Genomic DNA, 16,014 nt, shown 5'->3' on the forward strand with positions numbered 1-16,014 from the left:
ACAACCACCCCAATGCTAACAAAGTTTATATTCCTGGAAGAAATCCATAAAAATTTCATATCAATGAAACAAATGAGAAATAAATCATAGTTATTGTCCTTAAAAATATGATATTTAGAAAAAACTCCAGGAAAGGAGACAACCAGAAAGAGGCTTGCTTATGGACGACTTGCACTTTGATGAACTGTTAGATGCACAAATCGCAAAGCTCCGCTCAAATGCGAGTAGCAGAGCGAAACCTGCTAAAAGGATGTGGCGTGAGATAGAAGCTATACGAGATCGAAAACGGTTGGAAAGAGAGTTATTGGAAATGGATGTCTGTCTAGAACTCGATGACCTCAAATTATAAATAGAAGAGGCGCCTTTGTTGGCGCCTCTTCTATTTCTACACTTTGACTTTGTACATTTTTCCTAATTGCACTCTGTTTCGCTTTTTCTTACTCGACGAGCAAGCTGAGCGTATCTTTCCGCAATGGTTGAACCAAATACTGGATCTTCTTCACTACAATTCCACTCAGATTCCACCTGTTGCCAATCTGCAACGCTAAAAGTTCGATTAATCAGCGGTAAAACAGTTTGCTCTTCCATTTCTAAATGTTGACGCTGTGAATTAATGAATTGTTCTAGCTGTTCCATAAATACATCTTGAGGAACAACCGCATCATTTAGGATCATCTCCACCGTGTTCAAAAACTCATGTGTCGATTTGGATAACAGTGCATGTTCTTTTTCTAAATCCGAGACTTCTTCATGCTCGCCATAATGCTTCATGTAATGCCGATAAAGAATGTCTTCTTTGGGGTGATGGACACTTTCAGAATGCCTTGAAAGATAATCCACAATCTCCTTAACGAGGCTGTAGTTAATCGGTTTTTCGTCTTTAAGAAGCTGTAACTTTCCGCGCAAAATAGCCAACAGTCGAGTCATGTATCCATGTTCACGTCTGATTCTTTCAATCATCATTGTGCGTCTCCCTTACACAGTCATGTAGGTAAAGTCTATATAAGGAATGACTAATCCGCTTTGATTTTGGTCGAAAAAACAGCAATACGAACAACCATTCATCACATCATTGATTCGAATCAAGAGTTGGTTGCCAATCAATTGGTATTTGGCCTAACTGTTTGAGTATCTGATTTGTTTGCGAAAAATGCTTACAACCCAAGAATCCTCGATGCGCTGATAACGGGGAAGGATGTGGAGCCATAAGTACATGATGCTTACTTCTATCTATCATCTGACCCTTTTTCTGAGCATGAGATCCCCAGAGCAGGAAGATCACACCTTGACGATGTTGGTTTAACGCATCAATTACACGGTCCGTGAACGTTTCCCAACCCGTTTTAGCATGTGAATGTGCTTTCCCCTGCTCTACCGTTAAAACAGTATTGAGCAACAAGACGCCCTGATCCGCCCAGCTTTTTAAATAGCCATGATTCGGGATCTGAAAGCCGTCAATATCTTGAGCCAGTTCTTTATACATATTCACCAGAGAAGGAGGCGTTTTCACTCCCGGTAAGACAGAAAAGCACAAGCCATGCGCCTGATTAGGCCCATGATAAGGGTCTTGTCCGAGGATAACGACTTTAACGTCATCGAACTCAGTAAAACGAAATGCATTAAACACATCTTTAGCAGGCGGGAAAATGACTTTACCAGCGGCTCGCTCAGCTTCGACAAACTTCAGCGTTTGCTGGAAATATTCTTGTTCTTTCTCTAGACCAATGACATCGTGCCAAGTCAAAGAATGGCTCATAACAGCTCCTGAGTATAAAAATAATTGCTTTATCTTATACCCATGAGCACAAAGTTGCAGCCAGACAGCACTCGTAAAATCAAATACGACATCCCTGAAACCTCAGATTTTGATTAAGAATGTCGTAAACAGTTCACAAATGTCATCAACACAACAACCAAGATTTCATCTTACCGAGAAACAGCAGCTCTCATCAGTAAGCCTTACTTACAATGAGATTTACTTGGTTGCGGTGAACGATGGTGGCCTCGACCTGTTACATGCCGATTAGGCACTGGCATACGGGCAGCAGGTCGAGCACTGAATGATGAGGTAACACAAACTGAAGAGAACATAATTGGGTATCCTTCTTTACAACGTTTCATGAAAACGTCATGAGAAAAGCATGCCAATATCGTGATCTCAAACGAACAATTTATACACTTAAATGGTGCTCGCGCATTGTTTGGATCTCTAAATGCCAAATATCAGGATCAATTGTTTCTAAAATCAATGGGATATTATCAAAACGAGGATCTTTAGAGATGTATTCAAAGCAATCCCAACCGATCTCACCTTTGCCTAATGAATGGTGGCGATCCAGCTTACTGCCTAGTCCACCTTTTGAATCATTAATATGCATTGCTCTTAAATAGTGCATACTGACAACACGATCAAACTCCGCAAAAGTAGCTTCACAAGCGGCAAAGCTACTTAAATCGTAGCCAGCGGCAAAGGTATGGCAAGTATCGAGGCAAACACCAACACGAGATTTGTCTTCTACTTGATCAATGATTGCCGCCAAGTGCTCAAAGCGCCAGCCTAAGTTCGTTCCTTGCCCTGCTGTATTCTCGATGACAGCAATGACATCAGGTACAGCTTTATGAGCAAGGTTGATTGACTCAGCAATAGTCGCAAGGCACTGCTCTTCAGACACCAGTTTTAAGTGGCTACCCGGATGGAAGTTCAGCAGTTTCAACCCGAGCTGATTGCAACGCTCCATCTCATCAATAAATGCTGCACGCGATTTTTCCAGCTTATCTTCTTCTGGCGCGCCCAAATTAATTAAGTAGGAGTCATGAGGCAAAATATAGTCAGCAGAGAAACCTAAACGCTGACATTGCTCTTTGAAACGTCTTATTGTTGACGCTTCTAGTGGCTTCGCTACCCATTGACGCTGATTTTTAGTGAAGATAGCAAACGCGTTTGCACCAATCTCTTTTGCTCTTAATGGCGCCTGATCGACGCCACCAGCAGCGGAAACATGAGCACCAATATATTTGTTGCCAAGAGGCTTTACTTCTTTTGTCATTTAATCACTTTCTACTTTCAAATTGGCTTTTATAACTTACTGATTTGTTCTAGTTAGCTTGTTCTAGCACGTTAAAATGTAGTTTTATTACCACAAATAGAACAAAACTTAACCATAAAATATTTTTTAATCATTAAAATTTAATTGAATAATTATATTTATTAAACACTTATTGATTAACATCAATTTATTCACCTTAAACTAATTAAGGTTTTATGTTGTTTTTTGACCTATATCAATACTATAATCATGGATATAAAATATATAATACGAAGCTCAACAATAATTACGAAATTTAACACCAATAAATACCACTGAAAGTGGACTAGGAGATATTGATGATCCAAGGTATCCAAATCACTAAAGCAGCTAATGATGACCTACTTAACTCTATTTGGCTAATCGATAGTGAAACAAACGAAGCTCGTTGTGTTGCAGCAACTGGTAGCTACTCAGAAGATCAAGTTGTTCCAGTATCTGACCTTGGCGAGTACGAAAGCCGTGAAGTGGCTATCGAAACAACTCCAAAAATTGAAGGTGGTCAGCACCTTAACGTTAACGTTCTTAAGCGTGAAACGTTGGAAGATGCCGTTGCTCATCCAGAGAAGTACCCACAGCTAACTATCCGTGTATCAGGTTACGCTGTTCGTTTTAACTCTCTAACTCCAGAGCAACAACGCGACGTTATCGCTCGTACTTTTACTGAATCTCTATAATTCAGTTTCGCAAATTAAAAAAAGCGGTGCTCTTACTGTATAAAGTAATAGCACCGCTTTTTTATGCTTTGTTGGTAGAGAATCAGTAATGATCCTCTACCCTGTATTACTCGCCACGAACCTTGATTAGAAGCTTTCTCAGTGCTGCGAAGTCAACGTCCATCTCATCAGACAGTAGTTCCATAACAGCATGTTTAGCCAAAGGTGCTGGTAATTCGATGTCCGTACCTAAAATCTCATCAACCACTTCTTTGAACTTAGCTGGATGTGCAGTACATAAGAACAGTCCGGTTTCACCTTGTTGAAGTTGCTGTTCAAGAACGCGGTAGGCAATTGCACCGTGTGGCTCACACAGATAACCCAATGCGTTCAGCTCTTTCACTGATTCCGCACTTTCGTTATCGAGAACCGCACCTTTACCTAAAGTTTCCAAGCCCCAATCTTTGATTTTGCATAGCTCTTCGATACGTGGCCAGTTGTTTGGTTGGCTCACATCCATCGCATTTGAAGTGGTCGCCACTGTTGGTTTTGGATCCCATTTGCCAGTTTCTAGGTAACGAGGCACAGTGTCATTTGCGTTCGTTGCAGCGATAAAACGTTTGATAGGTAAACCCAACGATTTAGCCAATAAACCAGCAGTAAGGTTGCCGAAGTTACCACTTGGAACTGAAACGACAAGATTTTCGCGCTCTGCTTTGCTCATTTGAGCTGCCGCTTCGAAGTAGTAGCAGATTTGTGCCATTAAACGGCTAATGTTGATCGAGTTAGCTGAGTTAAGACCTACTTTCTCACGCAGCTCTGCATCATCAAATGCGCTTTTAACCAATGCTTGGCATGCATCGAAATCGCCATTGACCGCGACAGTGTGGATGTTCTTACCTAATGTACAGAACAGCTTTTCTTGTAGTGGGCTGATTTTACCTTTTGGATAAAGGATCACGACATTGATGTCTTCCATGCCGTAGAAAGCATGAGCAACCGCAGCACCTGTATCGCCAGATGTTGCTGTTAGAATAGTGATTTTTCCGCCATTAGATACAGCCGCAAGAGACTGAGCCATAAAGCGGCCACCAAAGTCTTTAAACGCAAGCGTTGGACCATGGAACAGTTCAAGAGCATAAACGCCATCTTTTACTGATTTGATTGGCGCTGGGAATTGGAACGCAGATGCCACCATCTCATTCACTTTCTCGCTTGGCAGTTCATCACCGATCAAAGCTGAAAGAATCTTGGTACTGCGAGAGACGAAATCTTCGGCTAATAGCGCATCAATATCATCAAATTTTGGTAATTCCGATGGGAAAAATAGGCCTTGATTACGACCCAATCCTTGGCGCACGGCTTGGCCAAAGGATACTTGTTCATCATTTTCTTTTATGTTGTAAAGCTTCATAGCTCACTTCCTGTCACTTTTGAACCGTTTTTGTCTAGACGACAAACGTGAACGAATCCTTCTTCGTTTTGTACGTAGTTTTGTTCGAGCCAACGCGCAACTCGCTCGGCAACGTCTTTTTCTTTGCACACACTAAATAGCGTTGGACCGCTACCGGAGATGCCTGTCGCCAATGCACCAGCAGAAAGCGCATATTGACGAGCTTTCGCAAAACCAGGCAGCAGTTTCTCACGATAAGGTTCTGCGATCACGTCTTTGATCATTTTCGCGGCTAACTCAGGCTGATTGGTGTGGCAAGCATGAATAAAGCCAGCCAGATAACGACCATGAGCGATGATATCTTGGCGGCGATACTGAGACGGCAAGATAGCACGCGCTTCAGCAGTTGAAACCTTAATACCCGGATAAGCCATTACCCAGTACCAATCATCAAAACAAGGCACTTCTTGGCTGATAATGCCAAGCTCTTCAAGCATCAGTTGTACGCCACCGAGATAGCATGGGGCAACGTTGTCATAGTGAATGCCGCCCGAGATCTTTCCTTCCATTTCCCCCATTAATGCCAACAGTTCAGTTTCGTTTAATGGTTGATCATGGAATCGGTTGAGCGCATCCAGTGCAGCCACAATTGAACAAGCACTTGAGCCTAAACCTGAACCTATAGGCATGTTCTTCTCTAGCGTCATTTCAAGAGGCTTCAGTTCAACCTGCTTTTTCTCTAGCTCACGAGCAAACACAGTCCAACAATCGTAAACAATATTTTCTTTCGGGTTTTCAGGAAGCTTAGAAACGAAGCTGCCTGCTGTTTTAAGAGTAAAAGGCTCTGAGCCTGCTTTTACCTGAACTCGGTCGCCAAGCAGTGTTCCGTCAATAGGTGAAACCGCAGCACCCAATACATCGAAACCAACACTTACGTTACCGATAGAAGCTGGGGCGTAAACGACTACGCCCATGTCACTTGAACTCATTGATTAAATCCCTAATTTCCAGCCAAGCGTACGCATGACATCCGAGAACACACCTGCAGCAGTTACTTCAGTACCTGCACCGTAACCGCGTAGTACTAGCGGAATTGGCTGATAGTAGCGGCTGTAGAATGCCAGAGCGTTCTCGCCATCTTTAATTTTGAACATTGGACCATTCTCATCGACCATCGCGATGTGTACTCGGCATTCACCTTCCGCGATTTCGCCTACGTAACGAAGAACTTTGCCTTCCTCCGCCGCTGTGGCTGACAGCTGTTGGAAATATTCATCCGCTTGAGGCAAACGAGCCATGAAGTCTTCTACACTACCTGATGCATCAAAGCCCGGTGGTAACGCTTGTTCCACTTTAATATCTTCTAGCTCTAATACCATTCCCGCTTCACGAGCAAGGATAAGTAGCTTACGAGCAACATCCATACCTGATAGATCATCACGAGGATCTGGCTCTGTGAAACCTTTTTCTTTAGCAATCGTTGTTGCTTGGCTCAGTGTCAGACCTTCATCTAACTTACCGAAGATGAATGATAGAGAGCCTGATAAGATACCGTTGAATTTTTCCAGCTCATCACCTGCAGCAATGAGGTTCTGCAGGTTTTCGATAACTGGCAAACCCGCACCTACCGTTGTTTCGTACATCAACTTACGACGAGAGTGACGAGCCACTTCGCGTAACTGATGGTAGTACGCCATGCTTGCTGTGTTAGCTTTCTTATTTGGAGTTACAACGTGGAAGCCTGCCGCTAAGAAATCTGTATATTGATTCGCGATGACTTCACTAGAAGTACAGTCTACCAGCACAGGGTTGATGATGTGGTTACGTTGAACCAAGGCAATTAAGCGAGCTAAAGAAAATTCTTCCGATGCTGCACCCATGCGGTCACGCCAGTTATCAAGAGGTAAACCTTCACTATCAAGCAACAAGCCCTTACTGTTCGCCAGACCACATACGCGAATCACGATACCTTTTTCAGCCAGTTTCGCCTGTTGACGGTTAATTTGATCAACCAGCTCGCCACCAACACCACCAACACCAACAACAAAAACATCAAGGAAGTGTTTAGAGTTAAATAAGTTTTCGTGACACGCTTTGATTGCTGATGACACTTTGTCTTCTGGGATAACAGCTGAAATAGCTCGCTCTGATGAACCTTGAGCAATCGCGACGATGTTGACGTGAGCTTCTGTTAACGAAGCAAAAAACTGAGAAGCAACACCGCGCGACGTACGCATACCATCACCAACAAGAGTGATGATCGAAAGATCTTCCATAAACTCAACTGGCTCTAACAAACCATCTTTAAGTTCGAGTTCGAAAGCTTCTGACAATGCTTGTTGAGCTAGCACTTTGTGCTCTGCTTCAATACAGAAACTGATGCTGTATTCCGACGAAGACTGTGTGATAAGAACGATAGAGACACCCGCAGCAGACATTGCACCGAACACTCGGCTAGCCATACCCACCATGCCTTTCATGCCAGGGCCTGAAACGTTGACCATAGTTAGGTTGTTAAGCGTTGTGATACCTTTGATCGCCAGATTATCTTCACCAGTATCAAGACCAATTAAAGTGCCAGGGCCTTGAGGATTGAAACTGTTTTTGATTAGACAAGGAATGTGGAACTGAGCAATAGGAGCGATAGTTTTTGGATGGAGAACGGAAGCACCAAAATAGGAGAGTTCCATCGCTTCTTGATAGCTCAGAGATTTAAGTAAGCGAGCATCATCAACTAAACGTGGGTCACAGTTATAAACGCCATCCACATCAGTCCAAATTTCACAGCACTCAGCGCGCAAACAAGCGGCTAAGACGGCTGCAGAATAATCCGAACCATTACGGCCTAGACAAACCAATTCACCTTTCTTATTACCTGCTGTAAAGCCCGGCATAATGTGGACATGTTTTTCTGGAAGAGGGTTTGCCTTGAAGTTTTGAGTTGAAACTTCAACATCAACCATCGCTTCTAAATAATCGCCTTTCGCTAGCAGATATTTTACTGGGTCAATCAGGTTGGCGGCTAATCCTTTTGCTTCCATTACCGCTTTCATTAGCTGAATAGAAACACGCTCACCTTTACTGATAATGCGAGCATTCACATTATCAGGACACATGCCTAATAGACTGATGCCATGCACGAACTGACGTAGCTGTGACATTGAAGACTTGACTTGATTATCAAACGCAGCGCCATCGATGTTTGGCAATACTGCTTTTACATCTTCAAATAAAGTGTTGAACGAAGATTCCAACTCTTTAATTTGTAGTTCTGCTTCTCCATTACGCATCGCGCTATCGATCACTGCCACAAGTTTATTTGTGGTTTTACCCGGTGCAGAAAGAACAACGGCAACGTCTTCCTGCTGAGCGTTATTGGCAATGATGTCTGCTGCCCGTAATAAACGGTCAGCATCAGCTAACGATGAACCTCCAAACTTTAGAACTCGCATCCCTTTACTCCAAGTCATTAAAAATAGGCATAAAAAAAGGCCTGTATCGGTGGGGATACAGGCCTTCTTTGAAAATTTTACGCTTAGCAGCCTGCCCCAACACGCGTAATGTCGGTAATAATAATGGTGGTTGTCATCATTACTAGGCTGTTATTAAACATAGAAATCTTACTTCGTTTGTGTGTTTGCTTACCCCTACGTTTAACCTATTTTTTATCGCATAGTCAACGAAAAAGTAGTTTTTTTTTATGTTTCATTCTGATTAGTTAGCTAAGTCTCTAAAAAATCAACAATCATTATTTGAGCAAACAAAACCGACTAAGCAAATAACCAAATACTCTAACGACTCCTCTGCCGACTCTGTTTTTTGTGCCTAGACTTTGTAAAGCGCAGTGGAAAAGTCATTTAAAAAATTTATAACTACAAGGGGGATATCATGAGACTTAGTCTTGGTATTACCTGCATGCTCATTGTTTTTAGTGCTCGCTCCGAACAACTTCCTACTCTGCCTTCAATGCAGAAGGATTCCCCACATCGATTGTTTCTTACAAGTGAACAGATCACCAGCGAACAAAACAGAGATGAATTTGGAGGTTGGGATATCAACATTGATGGTGGATACGCCTATGCGATATTCAACGATATTGATGTTTATGTCGGCGCCCGCATCAACCAATCTGACTCTGGCAACAACAGTTTTAGAGAAAATGGATTGCTCAGTGGAGTTAGCTACCAGCTAACTGAAAAAGTAACATTAAGCAGTTCAGTACAATCCTATTTTTCGGATAAAAACAGTGAGAGAACCTCAAATATTGGGGCAGAATTGTCCAGTCGATTACAGCTTTCTGATGATTTAGATTTGCATGCCACCCTTGGCTATCAAGAGTGGCAACAAGGTGTTGAAGTGGGTTTAGGATTTCGTTTTTAGCTCAAATCAAGCGCTTGCTTAGAGAGCAAGATTCCATTCCAGTCGGCATAGACATAATCCCCCGGCAACACCATTTGATTGTGCATAGCCAGGGCTACATTCACTTTACCTACACCTCGCTTTTCGGTTTTAAATGGACAAGCATCTAATGCTTTTATCCCTAAATCCATTTGCGAAAGCGCGACAACGTCTCGAACTGCGCCATAGATAATCACGCCTTCCCAACCGTTATCAATCGCCATCATAGCAACCTGATCTCCCATCAGTGCTTTGCGGCGAGAGCCGTGACCGTCAACCACCAGTACTTTTCCCTTGCCATTCTGGCTCAAGACTTCACGCACTTTTGAATTATCGTGATAGCAACGGACTGTCACTATCTCTCCCCAAAAACTGCTTCTCATACCGTAATTTTGCAAAGGTAAGTCGAGTAAAGTCACCTGTGACTCGTAGCGATCACATATATCCGGTGTGATATCTTTCATCGTTCCTCCATGATTCTCGTAATTGTAATTTCAAAAAATAATTAGGCTCTAAAGGGGAATAACCTCTTTTGGGTTACAGTTTGAATAAATTGAAATCCCCTAAGCATTCCCGTAGTTCTCCCTTACAGGAATGTAAATAAAGCATGTTGTTACACACGTAATAGATGGCATTCTGCCTATAAACTCTACCGAGAGCTAACGCCTTATCCAAAGGCATATTCACGGCAAAACTTTCTTCAAACCAATAAAACTCTGGATCACCAACGCGAACAGAGCACCAATCATAACTAATCAGCTCATTCTGTAAACGTTGATTATTTACGCAATTCTCATATTCTGACAACTTATCACTTTCAGGGTTCCATGCGGTAATGATGGCGTAGTTTTCAAAGGCCATTTTATGTTGAAGATCAAATTTCACGTTGGAATAAGCTTGCCAAAGGTTTGCATTTATTTTCATGAAGTTACTGGTGTTACATCTCGTCATTAGTTTTAATATCTGTTACATTCTAACAATTGATGTAAATCAACAAAGTGATTGGAATTAACATTTGGCCGTTGTTAGCATGCTGTTAACATTATAGAATCCGGCTCAAAGACTAGTAGAACCAAAGAGGTATTGGATTCCTCATAAACTAGTATTCCACGGATGGCGGGCAACCCGAGAGTAGATTTTTTACATAAATTAAGTTTTATTGTTAACATCAAATTACCCTATGTTATGTTTTTGCCTAGAATGAGTTCTATTAGCACAAATTTTTCACAAGTTTAGGTACCGCCAATGCAAACCCCGCAGATTCTTATCGTTGAAGACGAGCAAGTTACTCGTAACACTCTAAAGAGTATTTTTGAAGCCGAGGGATACGATGTTTTTGAAGCTAGTAACGGTGAAGAAATGCACCACGAACTATCTGACAACAACATCAACCTAGTGATCATGGACATCAACTTACCGGGTAAAAACGGTTTGTTGCTAGCTCGTGAACTTCGTGAGCAAGCTGATGTTGCTCTAATGTTTTTGACTGGTCGCGACAATGAAGTAGATAAAATCCTTGGTCTAGAAATCGGTGCAGATGATTACATCACTAAACCATTCAACCCTCGTGAACTTACTATTCGTGCTCGTAACCTACTAAGCCGTTCTATGAACACTGGCGTAACTCAAGATGAGAAACGCTCTGTTGAGAAATACGAATTCAACGGTTGGGTACTAGACATTAATAGCCGTTCACTGGTTAGTCCAAGTGGTGATGGTTACAAACTGCCTCGTTCAGAATTCCGTGCACTACTGCATTTCTGTGAAAACCCAGGCAAGATCCAAACTCGTGCAGATCTTCTGAAGAAGATGACAGGCCGTGAGTTGAAACCACATGACCGTACTGTAGACGTAACGATTCGTCGTATCCGTAAACACTTTGAGTCAGTGTCTGGCACTCCAGAAATTATCGCAACAATTCACGGTGAAGGTTACCGTTTCTGTGGCGACTTAGAAGAATAAGCCAGAGCTGTTCTTACTACTAAAGAATGCAAAAAAGCCCCTAAATGGGGCTTTTTTATTATGTCTTGGGTTCTCTATTTGGGTTTTATTCGCAATAGAAAATGCTATGAATCGACCTTATCGAACGTTAGATTCTATCGTTCAGTAGACCTTATCAATAGTGACATTACGTTCCACCAGCCAAACATCACCGTTGCTGTCACTAAGCTCTAAAGCCACGTGAACGCTCTTTTCGACATCCACTGGGATCTCCGTTGCAAACACCACTTCCCAAAGATTTTCACTCAATGTTCTCAATTCAGTCTCATCGCCTTGAACGATCCAAGTATTGTCTTTCTGCTTGATAACCACCATTTCAACAACAAGTTCCGCAGACAGTTCACCAGAAGTGTCTAGCATCAGCGTGCCGTTAAGAGGTTGGCTCTCAGACGTGCCATCAACTTTCGGCATCTTGTCTGTCCACAGATTACTTTTAAGCTGGATGTCAGTCTCAGATAACGCAGCAAGATTACCCTGTTTCCAGTTAATGTTTTCGTGATTAGAAGTCTGAGAAGTACATGCAGCCATTGTCAGAGCGAATAAAGCGAGAGCAAGTTTTTTCATTTTATTTCCTTTGTTCCAACCACTGTTTGAGTACTTCAATATCGTTGAGGTATTCGTTCTTAATTTCCTCAACCCAATCGGTTATGTTTTCCCACCAAGCTGGCGCTTCTGGAGATTGTGCTTTTTGCGCCACACTTTGAATGTGTTTTAGACCTATAGATCCTGCTGCGCCTTTTATCTTATGCGCTTCAGAAACAATGCCGTCTTGATCTTTCGCCACCATGTTGGAATCCAAGACTTCAATATAACTTGGCATCATCTCTTCAAACATTTTAATGCTATCAAGTACAGGCTTTTGCCCAACAATATCAACGTAAGAAGTCAGCATGTCGAGATCCAGCAGTCGAACATAAAGATCGTCGTTGCCTTCAATATGTTTTTCCATAAGTTTTACCTCGTCTGTTATTTGCAGAGGATTCATAGTGACCTTGCTTATCACATCCTGAACGGCTGAAACCGATAGAGGCTTACTTATCGCGTCATCCATGCCCTTTTCAAGATATTCAGAACGATCTTTAAGCACGTTAGCTGTCAACGCCACCAGCGGTGGAAGCTCTTGATAGTGGCTGCGGTAATACTGCGCAATATCAAAGCCCGTCATATCAGGAAGCTGAATATCCAAGAAGACCAAGTCATACAGTTCCGGTTTGAAAGTATCGATCGCAGCTTGTCCTGTCATGGCAACAGTCACCTTATGACCAAGACTTTCAAGCAATGAACGAGCAACGGTGACGTTGAGTTCAATGTCTTCGACCATAAAGATATTCAAACTGCGCTGAACCGCCCCCGGAGCCTTCTTCACTTCGGATGCTTCGACCAAAGGAACACTGATCGACACCGTAAAAGTACTGCCAAAGCCCTCTTCACTGCTCACGGTAATATCACCGCCCATCAAATTGACAAGCTGACGTGATACCGCAAGGCCAATACCTGTACCAACAGCGTGTAAGTTGTCCTCGCCAGACTTCACCTGATAGTACATGGCAAAAATTTTATCGAGTTCCGATTCAGGAATCCCGATGCCGGTATCTTCAATATCCATGGTGATATATGCCATATCATCTTCGATATCCGCACTGACGTTCATCACCACGCCACCTTCTTTGGTGAACTTCATTGCGTTACTGATCAAGTTCCACAGTACTTGGCGAAGTCGCGTTGCATCCACGCTGACGAGTTCAGGTAAATCCGTTAATCGTTCTAAATCGAAGCGCAGACCTTTCTGTTCCGCCATCAGAGCCGACAAGCTTTCTAGCTCGACAACGAATTCTTCGAAATTCAAAGGTGCAGGGAATAACTCTAGCTTGCGACGGTCAAACTTATCCATATCAATAATATCGTTAAAGATATTCCCCAAGGTGACAGCACTGACATTAATGGTCTGCATGTGTTTGCGCTGCTCAGGTGTCATTGGCGTATCCAGCAGCATTCGGCTTAAGCCGACAATACCATTAAGCGGCGTACGCAACTCGTGGCTAATGGTCGAGATGAATGTGGTTTTATCGCGGCTGGCTTTTTCCAGAGACTCTTCATGACGTTTGCGTTCAGTGATATCACGACCAAAGCCAACAAGGCCTAAGTGACGGCCATCTTTGCTGTAAAACGGTACTTTACGCAGCTCGAAATAGTTTTTGTGGCCATCTGGATATTCCAGCCACTGCTCATAAGTGATAGCGCGATTGTCTTTGAATACGCGTTGATCGGTCTCAACAATCGACTGAGCAATCTCTTTACGGTAAACATCCCAAGGTGTTAAGCCAACCAGCTCACTTTCTCTTTTACCGGTCAGTTCTTCCATAGCTCGGTTACAACCCGAGAATTCACCTTTTGCGTTTCGGTAATAGATCAAGTCAGGAGAAGCATCGATGAATGAACGTAACAGAGCCGTGCGTTCAGCCAGTTCAACCTGTGTTTTTTCACGTTGAAAAACCTCGGTTTCCAAATCCACCATGGCTTCTTCACGTGCTTCTTCCGCTTTTATACGCTCTTCAATCTCTTGATTCAGCTTAACAATGTTCTGCTGGAGCTTTTGGTTCAGCTCTTGATCTCGTGAACGCATGTCTTTGAGCTTGGAAACCAGTTTGGAAAGACGCTGACGTGACTCTTCCAACTGATCGACGACCACGGAAAGGAAATACACAGCCCAAGGGGTGATGATCAGACCAAAGAACACCGATCTCAGAATATCGATATCATCAACATAGCCATTAAGGGCAAGTGTGATACCTACCTGAACGACCACAGCCAGAGCAACTAAAGCAAGCGCCAGTAAAATAGAGAAACGCAAAATACCCAGTTTGACTAGCAGATCCACGTAGTACTGGGCGAGATTTTTCATCGGTTTCATTCATAACTCCACAGGAATGAATTAGCCGTAGTCTAGCCTGTTTCGATGCCAAGAGTCAGCCAAAGAAGTTACTCGTCGTTGAAGAATTTGAACTAATCAAGGGTTACTGATAAAAGTCCGACTCTTTTCCGCTGTGATGAGGGAAATTAACGGACAGTTTGATAGTGAAAAGGCTGACCAATAAGAGAACCTTGCGCCCCCTCTTTATCTAATGCTTTACCAATTTCCGTCATTGCGAGCCAGCGATTCTCACACCACAACGGAGATAACAAGGTTGGTCGGCGTGCTGCGGAAGAAACACGGTGATAAACCACATTAGGCGGTGTTAAACGAATCATTTCGCTGGCAATAGAAACATACTCTTCCAACGTTGGCGCTTCTAATCTTCCGGCGCGCCATGCCTTAGCCATTGTGCTGCCTTCGACAATATGCAGACCATGCAATTTGATGCCGTCAGTACCCACTTCCACAACTTTTTGCAGGGTTTCAATATTGTCGTCACGGGTCTCTTTTGGCAGGCCAACAATTAAATGAGTACAGACTTTAATCCCCAACGCTCGTGCTCGCTCAGTGATCTGCGCATAACATTCGAAATCATGACCTCGATTGATGTGTTTCAAGGTTTGGTTATTCGCGGTTTGTAAGCCCAGCTCCAACCAAATTTCATACCCTTGTTGTACATAGCCTGCGAGCAGATCAAGGACAGCATCAGGAACACAATCCGGTCGAGTTCCAACACATAAGCCGACAATATCGGCAGCTTTTAGTGCCTGTTCGTACATGCTCTTCAAAGTCTGAACTTCAGCATAAGTGCTGGTATATGCCTGAAAATAAGCGAGATATTTACGAGCTCGATGGATTTCACCAGCACGGTCTTTCAACTGTTCTTCAATACTTTGGATTTGCGTCTCTTCATCCGCAAACGAGGCCACATTGCAGAATGTACAGCCCCCACGGCCAATGGTGCCATCACGGTTAGGACAACTGAAACCACCATGTAAAGTCAGCTTGTGTACACGCTCTCCGTAACGCCTTTGGAGATCCTGACCGATGGTATTAACTAACTCGTGTAACTGCATATGGGTACCAAAATAGATGCAAATAGTTCTCAATGCGATCTTTGTAATTAAATTACAAAATCACAAAAAAATGGTAGCCAATTGTAAATATCCAGAACTTGCTAAGACCCAATCAAAATCAATAAACATTCACAAAATAAGCATTTAATATACATTGTTATTCATTTGTTAAAATCATTATGCATTTTGCAACAAAAAAATGACCTAGAAAGTAGAGTTTTCGTTGGAATTTCGTGCAACAAAAATGTAGGATATTTACAGTTTTGCGCTGATTTTGTTTATTTTATTACACAAAACCCTGTGAAACATCTGTGATTATCCAAGCCCACCTATATAAATCACTACAAAAGTGATCAAGAAAAATGGATATCACTATGGATTGTTTTTCTCACAAAATTTTTCCGTGAGAGACCGAAAGGATGCGAACCAACTAGCACTGGTTGGTTTAGATTCATTAAATATAAAAGGACTGGACGCAATGCTATGGCAT

15 protein-coding genes and 1 other annotated feature are annotated in these 16,014 nt (G+C 42.7%); of the genes, 4 read left to right on the forward strand and 11 right to left on the reverse strand.

Going from position 1 to position 16,014, the window contains the following annotated elements:
• Positions 1-160: 160 nt before the first annotated feature.
• Positions 161-349 (forward strand): DUF3545 family protein, encoded by a 189-nt coding sequence (locus L3V23_RS04015; RefSeq protein ID WP_102954405.1) that lies wholly within the window; start codon positions 161-163, stop codon positions 347-349.
• Positions 350-411: 62 nt separating this feature from the next.
• Here L3V23_RS04015 and L3V23_RS04020 read toward each other — a convergent pair whose 3' ends face one another.
• The 3 genes from L3V23_RS04020 to nfo form a co-directional block, all read right to left on the reverse strand.
• Positions 412-963 (reverse strand): hemerythrin domain-containing protein, encoded by a 552-nt coding sequence (locus L3V23_RS04020; RefSeq protein WP_102954406.1) that lies wholly within the window; start codon positions 961-963, stop codon positions 412-414.
• Positions 964-1,069: 106 nt separating this feature from the next.
• Positions 1,070-1,756: a uracil-DNA glycosylase gene (gene ung, locus L3V23_RS04025; RefSeq protein WP_102954407.1), complete on the reverse strand. Its 687-nt coding sequence runs from the start codon at positions 1,754-1,756 to the stop codon at positions 1,070-1,072.
• A gap of 415 nt (positions 1,757-2,171) precedes the next feature.
• Entirely contained in the window at positions 2,172-3,047 is an 876-nt protein-coding gene (gene nfo / locus L3V23_RS04030; protein ID WP_102966095.1) for a deoxyribonuclease IV, read from the reverse strand.
• A 338-nt stretch (positions 3,048-3,385) separates the two neighbouring features.
• Between nfo and grcA the strand changes: the two genes are divergently transcribed.
• Complete coding sequence (gene grcA, locus L3V23_RS04035; protein ID WP_042480363.1) at positions 3,386-3,763, forward strand: autonomous glycyl radical cofactor GrcA; 378 nt, start codon at positions 3,386-3,388, stop codon at positions 3,761-3,763.
• Positions 3,764-3,869: 106 nt separating this feature from the next.
• On the opposite strand, the gene thrC is transcribed toward grcA, so the two are convergent.
• Genes thrC through thrA form a run of 3 tightly spaced genes read right to left on the reverse strand, consistent with a single transcriptional unit; the run spans position 3,870 to position 8,587 of the window.
• Entirely contained in the window at positions 3,870-5,156 is a 1,287-nt protein-coding gene (gene thrC / locus L3V23_RS04040; protein WP_102966094.1) for a threonine synthase, read from the reverse strand.
• A complete protein-coding gene (gene thrB, locus L3V23_RS04045; RefSeq protein WP_042480786.1) occupies positions 5,153-6,109 on the reverse strand; it encodes a homoserine kinase in 957 nt (318 codons plus the stop codon). Before thrB ends, thrC begins: the two co-directional genes overlap by 4 nt.
• Positions 6,110-6,127: 18 nt before the next feature.
• Complete coding sequence (gene thrA, locus L3V23_RS04050) at positions 6,128-8,587, reverse strand: bifunctional aspartate kinase/homoserine dehydrogenase I (RefSeq protein WP_102966093.1); 2,460 nt, start codon at positions 8,585-8,587, stop codon at positions 6,128-6,130.
• A gap of 30 nt (positions 8,588-8,617) precedes the next feature.
• Positions 8,618-8,735: a sequence feature (Thr leader region), on the reverse strand.
• A 288-nt stretch (positions 8,736-9,023) separates the two neighbouring features.
• Between thrA and L3V23_RS04055 the strand changes: the two genes are divergently transcribed.
• Positions 9,024-9,515: a hypothetical protein gene (locus L3V23_RS04055; protein ID WP_042480371.1), complete on the forward strand. Its 492-nt coding sequence runs from the start codon at positions 9,024-9,026 to the stop codon at positions 9,513-9,515.
• Here the strand turns inward: L3V23_RS04055 and L3V23_RS04060 are convergent.
• Both L3V23_RS04060 and L3V23_RS04065 read right to left on the reverse strand, forming a co-directional pair.
• Positions 9,512-9,997: a putative 4-hydroxy-4-methyl-2-oxoglutarate aldolase gene (locus tag L3V23_RS04060; RefSeq protein WP_042480372.1), complete on the reverse strand. Its 486-nt coding sequence runs from the start codon at positions 9,995-9,997 to the stop codon at positions 9,512-9,514. The two genes, L3V23_RS04055 and L3V23_RS04060, sit on opposite strands and share 4 nt — an antisense overlap.
• Positions 9,998-10,070: 73 nt before the next feature.
• Positions 10,071-10,457, reverse strand: a complete 387-nt coding sequence (locus L3V23_RS04065; RefSeq protein ID WP_102954411.1) for a DUF3293 domain-containing protein — start codon at positions 10,455-10,457, stop codon at positions 10,071-10,073.
• A 321-nt stretch (positions 10,458-10,778) separates the two neighbouring features.
• Between L3V23_RS04065 and arcA the strand changes: the two genes are divergently transcribed.
• Entirely contained in the window at positions 10,779-11,495 is a 717-nt protein-coding gene (arcA, locus tag L3V23_RS04070; RefSeq protein ID WP_042480376.1) for a two-component system response regulator ArcA, read from the forward strand.
• Positions 11,496-11,636: 141 nt separating this feature from the next.
• Here arcA and L3V23_RS04075 read toward each other — a convergent pair whose 3' ends face one another.
• From L3V23_RS04075 to L3V23_RS04085, 3 genes are all read right to left on the reverse strand, one after another.
• The gene (locus L3V23_RS04075; RefSeq protein ID WP_102966092.1) at positions 11,637-12,098 is read right to left on the reverse strand and encodes a hypothetical protein; all 462 of its coding nucleotides are present in this window, start codon (positions 12,096-12,098) and stop codon (positions 11,637-11,639) included.
• A gap of 1 nt (position 12,099) precedes the next feature.
• Complete coding sequence (gene arcB / locus L3V23_RS04080; protein ID WP_102966091.1) at positions 12,100-14,445, reverse strand: aerobic respiration two-component sensor histidine kinase ArcB; 2,346 nt, start codon at positions 14,443-14,445, stop codon at positions 12,100-12,102.
• A gap of 146 nt (positions 14,446-14,591) precedes the next feature.
• A complete protein-coding gene (locus tag L3V23_RS04085; RefSeq protein ID WP_102954414.1) occupies positions 14,592-15,524 on the reverse strand; it encodes a TIGR01212 family radical SAM protein in 933 nt (310 codons plus the stop codon).
• Positions 15,525-16,014 lie beyond the last annotated feature (490 nt).

The sequence above is a fragment of the Vibrio sp. A1-b2 genome, from assembly GCF_021726015.1.
GTDB lineage: Bacteria > Pseudomonadota > Gammaproteobacteria > Enterobacterales > Vibrionaceae > Vibrio > Vibrio diazotrophicus.